Below are 12,999 nucleotides of genomic sequence, written 5' to 3' on the forward strand. Positions count from 1 at the left end.
GGGGCTGGCGACCTCGCTTGCTGATCTGCACGGTCAGAGCAGTCCGGCCTCGTGCATCGTGATGGCCACCTGGACGCGGTTGGTGGCGTCCAGCTTGGTGAACAGGTGCGAGATGTGCGCCTTGACCGTGGCGATGCTCATGTGGAGCGCGGCAGCGATCTCCGCATTCGAGGACCCTCGGCCGATCGCGATGGCGACCTCGGTCTCGCGCTCGGTCAGCAGGCCGATGCGTTCGCGCGCCTGCTGGGCGCGGCCGTCGGGCGCGGCGTCGGTGACCTGGCGGATCAGCTGCTGGGTGATGGCAGGGGAGAGCATGGGTTCACCTGCCGCGACGCGCGCGATCGCATCGACGATGTCGGCGGGAGGCGTGTCCTTCAGCAGGAAGCCGTTGGCTCCGGCGGCGAGCGCGCGGACGACGTACTCGTCGGCATCGAAGGTCGTCAGCACGATGACCTTCGGGGCGGAGGGCAGCGCGAGCACGGCACTCGTGGCCGCTATGCCGTCGAGCACCGGCATGCGGATGTCCATCAGGACGACGTCGATCCCGCCGTACGCGGACCCGGTCGACGGCTTCTTGGCCGTTGCCGACCTCGCCGACGACCGAGAGGGACGGTGAGCCGCCGAGGATCATCGCGAGCCCGGCACGGACCAACGGATCGTCGTCGGCGAGCAGCACGCGGATCGTCATGTCGGCCACGGTAGCCATGCCTCGAGCACGAAGTCTCTCTGGGGGAGATGCGATGGGTCAGTCGCCCGCCCGCGAGAGCGGTGCGTTCGGTCAGGCCCACCAGGCCGAGCCCAGAGGCCGGTGTCCTGGACTCGCCGGCGCCGATGCGAATGGGATTGCGCACCTCGATCGTCAGCCCTGAGCCCGGACCACCGGCGATCGTGACGTTCACGAGCGTGTCGGCGGCGTGCTTGCGGGCGTTCGTCAGCCCTTCTGGACGACACGGTAGGCCGTGCGCCCCAGCGTCTCGGGGATCGGCTCGAGATCGACGCTCTGGTCGTCGTGGATGCGCATGCCGGATCCACGGGCCTCGGAGAGCAGCCCCGGCAGGTCGACGGCCGAGGGCTGCGGCATCTCAGGGGCAGCATCGCCGGGTCCGTCGCGGAGGATGCCGAGCACCTCGCGCAGCTCGACCATGGCCTGGTGGGCGTTGTCCTGGATGATCCCTGCGGTCGTTCGCATCTGGTCGGCTGACAGGTCGCTGCGGTACGCCAGCGCCCCGGCGTGCATCGTCACGAGCGAGATGCGGTGCGCCAGCACGTCGTGCATCTCACGGGCGATCCGCGACCGTTCGGCCGTCTTGGCCTGAGCGACCCTGGCCACCTGCTCGGCTTCGGCAGTCTCGGCCCGATCGCGCAACGTCGCCAGCAGCTCGCCGGCGGGAACCGATGTACATGCCCCAACCGACGGTCACGGCGATGACGAGTCCGACGAGCGGGATCGTGAAGGCCAGCGGCTGCTCGCTGGTCGGGTTGATCGACTCGAGGACGACCCGCACACGAGCCGACGATGCCGACGGGGATGATCTCGCGCCACCGTCGACGGGTCGCCAATGACGCCAAGGCGAGAGTCGCAGGGCCGCCCGCCGAGCACGAGATGAGAGTCAGCCCGCTCGTGATGAGCGCAATCCACACCGGGAACCTGCGTCGTAGGGGCATCAGGGCGATACCTGCCAGGCCACAGGCGAGATCGACGAAGAACCAGGCTTGGTCGTTGTTCCACTGCCAGCGGGCGAGCTCGGCCCAGGCGACCGCAGCGATCGCCACCACGAGTGCATAGCGCCAGGCCTCGTTCCACCAACGGAGCGGGGAGGGCTGGTCACGGGCGGCACGAGTCAAGGCTAGAGGTCGTAGGCGTGCTGCGGCGACGGCTGAACGGCTGGGAACGCTCATACTTTCGGCTATCCGACTTGGGTCCCATGGACGATGACGTTGTCGGAGGTTTGAGGAAGACTGGTCGTCATGATCACAGTTGACCGACTCACCAGGACCTATGGTGGCTTCCGGGCAGTGGACGACGTGTCGTTCGAATGCCGCCCCGGCGCCGTCACCGGCTTCCTCGGCCCCAATGGCGCAGGCAAGTCCACCACGATGCGCATCATCGCCGGCCTGACGCCGGCCTCGTCGGGCTCCGCGCTCGTCAGCGGTGTCAAGTACACCGACATCCCCAACCCCGGCACGCAGATCGGCGTCCTGCTCGACGCCTCTGCCCAGCACGCTGGCCGCACCGGACGCGAGATCCTCACGATCAGCGCCCTGACGATGGGCCTGCCGATGTCTCGCGTCGACGAGATGCTGAAGCTCGTCAGCCTCACTCCGGCCGAGTCCAAGCGCCGGGTCAAGAACTACTCGCTCGGCATGCGTCAGCGGCTCGGCATCGCCAACGCGTTGATGGGCGATCCCAAGATCCTGATGCTCGACGAGCCCGCCAACGGCCTCGACCCGGCAGGCATCCACTGGATGCGCGGACTGCTGCGCGAGTACGCCAACCGTGGCGGCACCGTGCTGCTGTCCTCGCACCTCCTGCACGAGATCGAGGTCATCGCCGACGAGATCATCGTGATCGGCAACGGCAAGATCGTCGCCCAGGGCACCAAGGAGCAGCTGCTCCAGACCGCAGGCACCTTCGTCAAGGCCGGCGACCCGTCGGCACTGGCCAATGCGCTCACCAGCGCCGGCATCTCGTCCGCCGCATCCGGCGACGGCGGCCTGCGTACCGAGGCCGATCCGGCCACGGTCGGCAAGGCCGCTGCTGCGGCCGGAGTCGCTCTCGTCGAGCTGCGACCGGCCGACGGTGCCGGTCTCGAGGAGATGTTCCTCCAGCTCACCGCCGACACCCAGCGCGAAGTCATCACTCCCGAAGGAGCCTCCTCATGAGCACCGCAGCCATCGCCGTCGACACGACCCGTCCGGGCGTGCCGCTGAGTCGACTGGTCAAGGTCGAGCTCCGCAAGATGTTCAACACCCGTTCGGGGTTCTGGCTCATGATGAGCATCGCCGCCCTGGCCACGATCGCCACGGTCATCGTGCTCCTGATTCAGGTCCTCAATGACAATGCTGACGTCACGTACGGGATCTACTCCCAGGCTGTCGGCACCCCGATGGCGATCTTGTTGCCGGTCATCGCGATCTTGTCGGTAACGTCGGAATGGACCCAGCGGACTGGCCTCATCACGTTCACACTGGCTCCCAACCGCGCTCAGATCATCTGGGCCAAGGCACTCAGCGCGATCATTGTGGGCCTCGTGTCGATGGTCTTGGCCATGGCAATCGGTGCGGTCGGTTATGTTGTCGGCACCACCATCGCGGGTGACACCTACGACTGGGATGTCACCGTTCGGCAGTTCGTGTTCATCCTGATCGCCAATGTGCTGGGTCTGCTGATCGGTTTCATGCTCGGGGTCCTGATCCGCAACTCTGCTGCCGCGATTGTCGGGTACTTCGTCTACTCCCTGGTCATTCCGGGTCTGCTTGCCGTGCTTGCCGAGCTCTGGGGATGGTTCAAGGATGTCCAGCCGTGGATTGACTTCAACTACTCGTCGAGCAAGTTGTTCAGCGACTCAGTCTCGGGCGAAGAGTGGGCCCAGATCGGAACGTCCGGTCTGATCTGGCTCGTCATCCCGCTCACGCTCGGCGTGCTCGCGGTGATGAAGTCCGAGGTCAAGTAGAGACTTCCGGGCCGCGGGGAGGGCGACAGGACATCGCAGACCCCGCGGTCCGGAGACACACCACGGCGACTCGTGCCAGGGGCGAGTCGCCGTCGTCGTACCCCGCCTTCACGGGTGGGTGCGAGAATGGCGGCATGCGCAAGCGTGTCGCCATTCTTGGCTCGACCGGCTCGATCGGAACTCGAAGCTTCTCGAGGTGATCGCCGCCAACCCCGAACGGTTCGAGGTCGTCGCCCTCGCCGCTGGGGGAAGCAATCCCCGGCTGCTGGCCGAGCAGGCGATCGCCTTCAACGTCCCGCTCGTCGCGGTGGCCAAGGGGAGTGCCGCCGAAGACGTCCAGCTGGCCTTGTACGCCGAGGCGCAACGTCACGGATACGCGCACGGTGACCACCGTGTGCCCCGGCTGCTTGCCGGCCCCGACGCTGCGGTGGAGGTGGCGCGGACACCCTGCGATGTCGTGCTGAACGGGATGACCGGCGCGGTCGGCCTGCTGCCGACCTTGGCTGCTCTCGAGGCCGGAACGACGTTGGCGCTGGCCAACAAGGAGTCGCTCATCATCGGCGGCGGCTCGTCACGGGAGCGGCCAAGCCCGGCCAGCTCGTCCCGGTCGACTCCGAGCACTCGGCCCTCGCGCAGGCGATGCGCGGTGAGAGTCCGCGCGACGTGCGCCGCCTCATCGTGACGGCCAGTGGTGGGCCGTTCCGCGGGCGCAGCCGTGCCGAGCTGACCGACGTGACCCCCGAGCAAGCCGCAGCCCATCCGACCTGGGACATGGGACCGGTCATCACGATCAACTCGGCAACCTTGGTGAACAAGGGGCTGGAGGTCATCGAGGCCAATCTGCTGTTCGACATCGACTTCGACCGGATCGACGTCGTGGTGCATCCCTCGTCGGTCGTCCACTCCATGATCGAGTTCGTCGACGGGGCGACCATGGTGCAGGCGTCCCCGCCCGACATGAAGCTGCCGATCGCGCTCGGCCTGGCCTGGCCAGAGCGGGTGCCCGACGCGGCCGCAGGCTGTGACTGGACCCGCCCGGCGACCTGGGAGTTCTTCCCGCTCGACGACGAGGCGTTCCCGGCCGTGACGCTCGCGCGCCGTGCCGGCACCTTCGGCCGGACCGGCCCGGCCGTGTTCAATGCCGCGAACGAAGTGTGCGTCGACGCATTCGTCGCCGGGAACTTGGACTTCCTGGGCATCGTTGACACCGTGGGCGCTGTTCTCGACCAGCATCTGGCCGATCCGGACGCCGCCCGCCAAGAGATGACCCTCGACGGCGTGCTCGGCGCTGACACCTGGGCCCGAGACCGAGTGCGTGGCTGTTGGAAGGGCGCGAGCTGGTGGACAAACGATGAACGCGTTGATCTACACGTTGGGCGTCGTGATCTTCGTGATCGGCGTCGTGGCGTCCATCGCGTTGCACGAGGTCGGGCACATGTACCCGGCCAAGAAGTTCGGCATCAAGGTGACGCAGTACTTCGTCGGTTTCGGCAACACGATCTGGTCGACCAAGCGCGGTGAGACCGAGTACGGGTTCAAGGCAATCCCGTTGGGCGGCTACGTCAAGCTCGTCGGCATGCTGCCGCCGGCCAAAGGCGCCGACCCGCACGCGGTGCGAAAGAGCAACACCGGCATGTTCACCCAGCTGATCTCCGATGCGCGTGACGCGGAGTACGAGCACGTCGACGACAAGGACATGGACCGGCTGTTCTACCGCAAGCCGTGGTGGCAGAAGTTTATCGTCATGGCCGGTGGCCCGATGGTCAACGTGTTCATCGCGATCTTCCTGTTCGCGGTCGTCTTCATGGGCTTCGGCGCGATGACCCCCACGACCACGGTGCAGCAGGTGTCGGACTGCGCGATCGTCGACGCGCAGGCCGGGCGTGCGTGCACCGCCGACGACCCGGAGACGCCGGCCAGCAAGGCCGGGCTGAAGCCGGGCGACGAGATCACGGCATTCAACGGAACCGAGATCACGTCGTGGGACGCGTTGACCCGCAAGATCCGCGCCAATGGCTCGAAAGAGGCGACGATCGAGTTCGTCCGTGACGGCCAGACCCGTACCGCGACGGTCGCCACCTCGGTGCTGGCCCGGGTCGATCTCGACGATCCCGACAAGACGGTCGACGTCGGATTCCTCGGTGTCTCGCCGACCCAGCAGATGGAGCGTCAGGGACCGGGCTATGTCGCCGACGTCATGGGTGACTACGTCGTCGGAACGGCCAAGGCGATCTGGCATCTTCCCGCCCGGATGGTCGATGTCACCAAGGCTGCCTTCGGGGCGGAGCGACGCGCTGACGGTCCGATCAGCGTCGTGGGTGCGAGCCGGGTGGCGGGGGAGTCCTTCACGATCGACGACCCGACCTGGTCAGAGCGAGCCCAACGGGTCATCGTGCTGCTGGCGGGCCTCAACCTGTTCCTGGCGATGTTCAACTTCATCCCGCTGCTGCCGTTGGACGGCGGTCACATCGCGGGTGCTCTGTGGGAAGCCATCCGCCGCGGATTCGCCAAGCTGCGTGGAAAGCCCGACCCCGGCTACGTCGACGTGGCCAAGATGCTGCCAGTCGCCTACGGCGTGGGTGCCCTCCTTATGCTGATGAGTGTGATCTTGATTTACGCCGACATCGTCAACCCTGTGAGCCTCTCATGACCGATCTCGGTTTGCCTGCGATGCCGCCACCAGTTCTCGCACCTCGTCGCAAGACCCGCAAGATCAAGGTCGGCACCGTTGACGTCGGCGGTGACGCGCCAGTGTCGGTGCAGTCGATGACGACGACGTTGACCTCCGACATCAACACGACGCTGCAGCAGATCGCCGAGCTCACGGCTGCTGGTTGCGACATCGTCCGGGTGGCTTGTCCAGCCAGGACGACGCGGACGCGCTGCCTGCGATCGCGCAGAAGTCGCAGATCCCGGTCATCGCCGACATCCACTTCCAGCCCAAGTACGTCTTCGCGGCGATCGACGCCGGATGCGCGGCAGTGCGGGTCAACCCCGGCAACATCCGCAAGTTCGACGACCAGGTCGGTGCGATCGCTCGCGCCGCCAAGGACGCCGGAGTCTCGATCCGCATCGGGGTCAACGCCGGGTCGCTCGACAAGCGGATCTACGACAAGTACGGCAAGGCGACGCCTGAGGCGTTGGTGGAGTCGGCGGTCTGGGAGGCGTCGTTGTTCGAGGAGCACGACTTCCACGACTTCAAGATCTCGGTCAAGCACAACGACCCGGTCATCATGGCCCAGGCCTACGAGATGCTGGCCGAACGCGGCGACTGGCCCCTTCATCTCGGGGTGACCGAAGCCGGTCCCGCATTCCAGGGCACGATCAAGAGCGCCACGGCTTTCGGCTACCTGCTGGGCAAGGGCATCGGTGACACGATCCGGGTCTCGCTGTCGGCACCTCCGGTCGAGGAGGTCAAGGTCGGTCTGCAGATCCTGCAGTCGCTGAACTTGCGTGAACGCAAGCTCGAGATCGTCTCGTGCCCGTCGTGCGGTCGCGCGCAGGTCGACGTCTACACCCTGGCCGAGCAGGTCACTGCAGGTCTCGACGGTCTCGAGGTGCCATTGCGGGTCGCGGTCATGGGCTGCGTCGTCAACGGCCCCGGCGAGGCGCGGGAAGCAGATCTGGGTGTCGCCTCGGGCAATGGCAAGGGACAGATCTTCGTCAAGGGTGAAGTCATCAAGACCGTGCCGGAGTCGAAGATCGTCGAGACGTTGATCGAGGAGGCCATGCGTCTGGCCGAAGGCATGGAACCCGTCGAGGGCGGCTCTGCGGCGGTCACCGTCAGCTGAGGTCCGTGAGCTGAGAAGTCTGCTCGCCTGGCTCGGCTTCACGATGGTGTTGCCCGCACAGTCTCCTTCTGGAGACTCCGTTCAGAATCGCCACGATCGACCTGGAATGCTCCACGCGTAGCGCAGCGGTCTCCTGTTCGACAGCGCAGCGATACCACTCGTGAGCGGCATCGGAGAATGGAAAGCCGATGAGGACTACCGTTCCGGGGAGGTTGCCTTTCATGGCGGTCGGCTCTGAGCCGTGGACAAGCAAAGTGCCCGATTGGCTCGAAGGTCGATGTGATTCATGACATGTGCTCGACCACAGCGGGCCCCGTCTCGACGTCCTCGAGATATGGGAGTCGGCGTCGCCAACCACGCAGAACACAAAGCCGGGGAATTGCTGGTGTACCGCTTCGATGACTGCCGAGATGTCGGAACGGCCGACTGCTTTGGCCATGACCTCGCAGGTCATGGCCGGACACAGGGTCTCGGATCGGACCCATGACCCACGCCATTTCGCGCTGATCGACGGGCTCGCCCAGCATGCCAACCCCTCAGCGGAGCACCATCTGCGCGGGGGGCCTGTGGTCGCCCTGGCCCATCAGCGTCGAGGACTGCGACCCCGGCCGATCGGGGTCACTGACGGCGTGCCCGTGACAGGGTCAGGCATGATGACACAACGCAATCTGAAGACTTCTTCGACCAGGTCGGCGGTCACGACCTCTGCTGGTGGACCTTCGGCCACGACCTTGCCATCACGCATAGCGATCAGATGGGTGCCGTAACGGGCGGCTTGATTGAGATCGTGCAGCACCGCGACCAGCGTGTGCCCATCGTGATTGAGATCGGTGAACAGCTCCAAAAGCTCGACCTGATGGGCGATGTCCAAGAAGGTCGTGGGCTCGTCGAGCAGCAGCAGATCAGTCTGCTGTGCCAGGATCATCGCGACCCAGACCCGCTGGCGCTGACCACCTGAGAGCTCGTCGACCAACCGGCCCGAGATGTCGTCGACGCCCGTTGCGTCCATCGCGTCGGCGACGGCCTGCTCGTCCGTCGAGGTCCATTTGGCGCAATAGGTTCTGGTGCGGGTAGCGCCCGCGTGAGACAAGGTCGGCCACGGTGATGCCATCGGGGGCGTTGGACGTCTGGGGCAGCAGGCCGATACGGCGGGCGACCTCCTTGGCCTTGTAGCTGGCAATTCTGTTGTCCGTCCAGGATCACCTGACCGGAAGTTGGCGTCAGCAACCGTGAGAGGGCGCGCAACAGTGTCGACTTGCCGCAGGCATTCGGGCCCCACGATGACGGTGAACGAGCCATCGGGGATCGCGACGTCGAGGTGTTCTGAGATGACCCGTTTGTCGTAGCCGATCGTGATGTCCTCGGCGCGCAGGCGGGCCGGCGACCCCACCGCCGAGGGCGGTGAGAGTGGTTGGGTCGTGGTCATACGGAACTCCTGGGATGGGATCACAGTCGACGCCGTGCTTCGACGACGAGTAGCCAGATGAGATAGCCGCCGCCGATCACCACCGTGACGATACCGACCGGCGGCGAGGTGGGTAGGAGATGTTGGGCAACTGTGTCGGCTGCCAGCAGCAGCAGAGCGCCCGTCATGGCGGCAGGGATCAGCGGGACGCCGGCACCGCGGACCAGACGGCGACCGATCTGGGGAGCAGCCAGGGCGATGAAGGCGATCGGGCCGGCCGCGGCAGTGACCGCGGCGGTCAGGGCGACACCAACGGCGATCAGCATCCCGCGGTGGCGTTCGACGCGCAGGCCAAGAGCGGTGGATGCGTCATCACCGATCTCGATCTGACGTAGGCCTGGCGCCAGCACCATGGCCGCCGCCGCGAATGGCACGATGGCCAGGCATGCGACTGCGGTCTGTGACCAGCCGATTGCGTGTAAAGAACCGGCTCCCCATACGACGGCCGCCCCGGCGACCTCATCGTCGGCGACCAGGAGCATCCAGGCATTGGCCGATGCCAGCATGGCTCCGACTGCGATGCCGACCACGATGAATCGAAAGCCCTGTAGGCCTCTGCTGTAGGCAAGCAGGTACACCGTCGCAGCGGTGATGGCCCCTCCGACCAGGGCGCCGACCGCGACGACGGCATAGGCACTGGTGAACCAGATGATGACGACCAGTGCGCCGGTGTAGGAGCCAGTGGCGAAGCCGATCACGTCGGGACTTGCCAGCGGATTTCGGGTGAGCGACTGGAAAACTGCGCCCGCCACGCCGAAGGCCGCGCCGAACACGATTGCGGCCACGATACGGGGGGCCCGCCACTGCACGACCACAGTTTGCGCAAACCCGTCCTCGGCCCCGGTGAGTACCTTGGCAACCTGATCGATGCCAACTGAGTAGTCGCCCAGCATCAAGTTCAAGAAGCCGAGCGCAACCGTCAGGACGGCCAGGACTGCGCAGACGATCACGGTCCTGCGGTCGAAGCGCAGCGCGAACGGGCCCCGACGCAGCATCAGAGTGGGTCGGCCGAAGTCGACCAGACGGGCGCTCACAGTCCACTTGCCTTCCTGCGCCGGATCAGCGCAATCAGCACGGGCGCGCCGACAAGTCCGCTGATGATGCCGATCGGTACCTCGCCGGGACGCATCACGATTCGGCCTACGACGTCGGCGGCCAGTAGCAACGCAGGTGTCAAGACCATCGTGTACGCGATGATCCAACGTTGATCGGGGCCAACGATCCAGCGTGCCACGTGCGGCATCATCAGGCCGATGAAGCTGATCGGGCCGGCAACTGCGGTCGCAGCTCCGGCCAGCAGTGCAACCGCCAGCACGACGAGCACGCGAGTGCGTATGACGCTGACTCCGAGGGATTGGGCGAGGTCATCACCCAGCGCGATCGCATTGAGCGGACCCGACACACATGCGGCGATCAGCAGGCCGAATATCAGGAAGGGGGCGATCGTGGCCAGGGTGTCGATATCGCGATTGACGAGGGTGCCGGCATTCCACACGCGCATGCGGTGGAGCACCTCGGCGTCAGAAACCATGACCGCCGTGGTGATGCCCATCAGCACTGCGCCGAGCGCGACACCGGCCAATGTCAGTCGGATCGGATCGACCCCACCCCGTCCGGCCGCGCCGATCAGGTAGACCGCAACGGTCACCAGCAGGGCGCCGCCCCCTGCGAACCACACGTAGCCGGAGATCGACTCGACGTCGAAGACCACGATGGCGATGGCGATCGCGCAGGCGGCGCCGGCGTTGACACCGAGGATCCCGGGATCGGCCAGGGGATTGCGGGTCAGCGCCTGGATCAGTGCTCCGGCCAGACCGAGGGCGGCGCCCACTGCCAGCCCCACAATCGTGCGGGGTACCCGGGAGCTCGCGCACGATATAGCCGATGCCGTCGTCGCCGTGGCCTTGCAGCGCATCGAGCACTGCGGACAGCCCGATGTTCTTCGAACCGATCGCAATACTCGCTACACAGACCAGCGCGAGCAGCACGATGGCGAGCAGCAGTCCAACGGTCCGCCGCTTACCGCTGGAGGCAACTGTCGCCCGAGGGGCCGGGGCGGTCGAGGCAGGTGTGGCCTGCCTCGACCGCGCCGGGTGGATCGTCCCGGTCACTTGCTAATCGACGACTTCTGCAGGACCGGGAGGACAACGTCAATCAGATGGTCGAACGACGATGGGCTGGGGCTGTTGGCCGCGCTGGCCAGCACGAGGTCTGCCCAGATGATGCTGTCGGACGCGACCGCTGGCAGCTTGGCCCAGCGCGGATCCTTCTGAGCTTTGGCCGACTCGCCTGCGTAGTCCCAGATGGCGAGAACATCAGCGTCGAGCTCGTCGAGCCGCTCAGTTGAGATTCCGGCATCGGGTGTCTTCATCGAGTCGTCCTGGCTATCGTCGGCTGTCAGGCCGAAGCACTCGAGGGAGCTTGCCATTGCCGAACCGGAAGTTTCCTTCCTCAGCTGCGACAAACTGATACGTCTTGCCCGCCAGGCCGGGAACCTTCGAGCGTGCGGCCGCACAGGCCTGCTCGGTCTTGTCCAGCACCGGCTGCACGTCGGTACCGGTTAGCCTCGGCCAGGGCTGCGGCCGTGTCGACCCAGTCGACATTGCCGGCTCGTACGCCCGGGTGCGTGGGCGCAATCTCGGAGACCTGCTTGTAGGCCTTCTCGGTGATCTGGTAGGAACTTCCCACGATCAAGTCGGGGTTGTAGGAGGCGATCTTCTCGGCATTGGCCTGATATTCCTGCAGCAGATCAGGCTCGAGCTCACCAGTGAACGTCCCCTTCAGATAGGGGAAGGTGTCAGCAATCTCCTTCTCACTGGTCGCCACTGCGACGGGCTGGATGCCCAAGGACACCAGGATGTCGGCCGATTGGACTGTCAGCGCCACGACGCGTTTCGGCACGGCGTCGACGGTGACCTTGCCGTAGACAGCGTCGACGGAGACCGGGAAGCCGCCCTCGGCTGTGGCAGCGGAGCCATCGCTCTCGGAGGAGCCGCAGGCGGCCAGCGACAGGCCGAGGGTTACGGCCAGTCCAACCGCTGCGATACGTCGGCGATGGGGGAGTCGGTTCAGCATGTGATGCCTTTCTCAGAGGTGCGGAGGAGATAGAGCGAGTGACCCCAGCCGATGGTCTGGACCTCGTCGAGACGCAGGCCTGCCCGTTCGAACAGCGCCCGCAGCTCGGCGTCTGTGCGGTGGCCCGAGCCGTGAAGAGCCAGGTTGAGCACATCGGCCTCTGCGGCATGCTCGTCGAGCCCATCGACGTCGAACACATCCTCGAGTACCAACAGCCGATCGCCGGAGGTCAGGGAATTGCTGGTCTTTTGCAGGACGTGCACGGCGTCAGCATCGGGCAGCTGGGACAGCGACTTGACGAACAAGACGGCATCGCAGTCGGGCGGGGACTCGAACATCGACTGCTCGGCGACTGAGACACGTTTGCGGGCGTTCTCATCGGGGATGGAGGTCTTGAGCTCGCGGTTCAGCCAGGCTGCGTGCGAGGGCAGGGCCACGATCGTGATGTGAGCGTCTGCGTTCCTTGCGACAAGAGCTTGGGCGATTGCCGCTGCGCCGTCTGAATGCAGCACGATGTGGTCTGTTTCATCGAGGACGCCAGACTCGACCAGCGGTGCGGCAATATAGGGCGCGAAGCTGGCAATGCTGTCGAGATAGGTGTCCTCGAACCACTGCTCGCTGCGCAGGGCACTGTAGTCCTGTCCGTGACCGAGGCATAGGACGACCGACCGGTACGGACCGCCTCTTCGATGCCGTGAAAGGCAAGCTCCTGGCGGGCCACCGCGCCGTCGCGGTGCAGAACGTCGATCACGAAGTCAGCGACCAAGAAGTCGCCGGCCGCGCTGAGGTGGTAGTGCCCCGGTGCCGACTCATCGAGGATTTCGATCGCGTGCAGGTAGCGGAGCAACTTGCCGAGGGCTATCGGATTGGCGTCGATCTGGGCGGCGATCTGAGCGGCGGTCGTGGCACCACGGGCCAGTTGTTCTGGGATGTCGAGGTTGACTGCGGCACGGATGGCGAGGGGTGGCAGCAGTTCTCCGAGCTCGTGGAGCTT

At 65.8% G+C, this 12,999-nt stretch carries 13 protein-coding genes and 3 pseudogenes; 6 read left to right on the forward strand and 10 right to left on the reverse strand.

Going from position 1 to position 12,999, the window contains the following annotated elements; all coding sequences use genetic code 11:
* Positions 1-33: 33 nt before the first annotated feature.
* The 3 genes from ACHMWU_RS16615 to ACHMWU_RS16625 are packed head-to-tail and all read right to left on the reverse strand — an operon-like array spanning position 34 to position 1,366.
* Entirely contained in the window at positions 34-528 is a 495-nt protein-coding gene (locus ACHMWU_RS16615; protein ID WP_396045270.1) for a LuxR C-terminal-related transcriptional regulator, read from the reverse strand.
* The gene (locus ACHMWU_RS16620) at positions 528-899 is read right to left on the reverse strand and encodes a hypothetical protein (protein ID WP_396045272.1); all 372 of its coding nucleotides are present in this window, start codon (positions 897-899) and stop codon (positions 528-530) included. The genes ACHMWU_RS16615 and ACHMWU_RS16620 overlap by 1 nt, the downstream gene beginning before the upstream one ends.
* Before the next feature lie 32 nt (positions 900-931).
* Positions 932-1,366: a sensor histidine kinase gene (locus tag ACHMWU_RS16625; RefSeq protein ID WP_396045274.1), complete on the reverse strand. Its 435-nt coding sequence runs from the start codon at positions 1,364-1,366 to the stop codon at positions 932-934.
* A 35-nt stretch (positions 1,367-1,401) separates the two neighbouring features.
* Here ACHMWU_RS16625 and ACHMWU_RS16630 point away from each other — a divergent pair, with 35 nt between their 5' ends.
* From ACHMWU_RS16630 to ispG, 6 genes and pseudogenes are all read left to right on the forward strand, one after another.
* Positions 1,402-1,563: a hypothetical protein gene (locus tag ACHMWU_RS16630; protein ID WP_396045276.1), complete on the forward strand. Its 162-nt coding sequence runs from the start codon at positions 1,402-1,404 to the stop codon at positions 1,561-1,563.
* 405 nt (positions 1,564-1,968) lie between these two features.
* On the forward strand, positions 1,969-2,883 hold the full coding sequence (locus ACHMWU_RS16635; protein ID WP_396045278.1) for an ABC transporter ATP-binding protein: 915 nt from the start codon (positions 1,969-1,971) through the stop codon (positions 2,881-2,883).
* On the forward strand, positions 2,880-3,674 hold the full coding sequence (locus ACHMWU_RS16640; RefSeq protein ID WP_396045280.1) for an ABC transporter permease: 795 nt from the start codon (positions 2,880-2,882) through the stop codon (positions 3,672-3,674). The genes ACHMWU_RS16635 and ACHMWU_RS16640 overlap by 4 nt, the downstream gene beginning before the upstream one ends.
* Positions 3,675-3,808: 134 nt before the next feature.
* Positions 3,809-4,985 (forward strand): annotated as a pseudogene (dxr, locus tag ACHMWU_RS16645) (1-deoxy-D-xylulose-5-phosphate reductoisomerase); the annotation flags it as partial.
* A 40-nt stretch (positions 4,986-5,025) separates the two neighbouring features.
* Entirely contained in the window at positions 5,026-6,324 is a 1,299-nt protein-coding gene (locus ACHMWU_RS16650; protein WP_396045282.1) for a M50 family metallopeptidase, read from the forward strand.
* Positions 6,321-7,465, forward strand: a pseudogene (gene ispG, locus ACHMWU_RS16655) (flavodoxin-dependent (E)-4-hydroxy-3-methylbut-2-enyl-diphosphate synthase). The gene ACHMWU_RS16650 and the pseudogene ispG overlap by 4 nt, the downstream one beginning before the upstream one ends.
* Here the strand turns inward: ispG and ACHMWU_RS16660 are convergent.
* From ACHMWU_RS16660 to ACHMWU_RS16690, 7 genes and pseudogenes are all read right to left on the reverse strand, one after another.
* The gene (locus tag ACHMWU_RS16660; protein ID WP_396045284.1) at positions 7,458-7,919 is read right to left on the reverse strand and encodes a DUF1330 domain-containing protein; all 462 of its coding nucleotides are present in this window, start codon (positions 7,917-7,919) and stop codon (positions 7,458-7,460) included. The pseudogene ispG and the gene ACHMWU_RS16660 overlap by 8 nt on opposite strands.
* Before the next feature lie 129 nt (positions 7,920-8,048).
* Positions 8,049-8,891: pseudogene (locus ACHMWU_RS16665) on the reverse strand (ABC transporter ATP-binding protein).
* Positions 8,892-8,911: 20 nt separating this feature from the next.
* Positions 8,912-9,964, reverse strand: coding sequence for a FecCD family ABC transporter permease (locus ACHMWU_RS16670; RefSeq protein ID WP_396045286.1), 1,053 nt, complete (start codon positions 9,962-9,964; stop codon positions 8,912-8,914).
* Complete coding sequence (locus ACHMWU_RS16675) at positions 9,961-10,845, reverse strand: iron chelate uptake ABC transporter family permease subunit (protein WP_396045288.1); 885 nt, start codon at positions 10,843-10,845, stop codon at positions 9,961-9,963. The genes ACHMWU_RS16670 and ACHMWU_RS16675 overlap by 4 nt, the downstream gene beginning before the upstream one ends.
* Before the next feature lie 192 nt (positions 10,846-11,037).
* Entirely contained in the window at positions 11,038-11,301 is a 264-nt protein-coding gene (locus ACHMWU_RS16680) for a hypothetical protein (protein WP_396045290.1), read from the reverse strand.
* Between the two features lie 80 nt (positions 11,302-11,381).
* The gene (locus ACHMWU_RS16685; RefSeq protein ID WP_396045292.1) at positions 11,382-12,005 is read right to left on the reverse strand and encodes an ABC transporter substrate-binding protein; all 624 of its coding nucleotides are present in this window, start codon (positions 12,003-12,005) and stop codon (positions 11,382-11,384) included.
* Complete coding sequence (locus tag ACHMWU_RS16690; protein WP_396046847.1) at positions 11,999-12,631, reverse strand: methyltransferase; 633 nt, start codon at positions 12,629-12,631, stop codon at positions 11,999-12,001. The genes ACHMWU_RS16685 and ACHMWU_RS16690 overlap by 7 nt, the downstream gene beginning before the upstream one ends.
* Positions 12,632-12,999: the final 368 nt, after the last annotated feature.

The organism is Aeromicrobium sp. UC242_57 (assembly GCF_044452305.1).
GTDB lineage: Bacteria > Actinomycetota > Actinomycetes > Propionibacteriales > Nocardioidaceae > Aeromicrobium.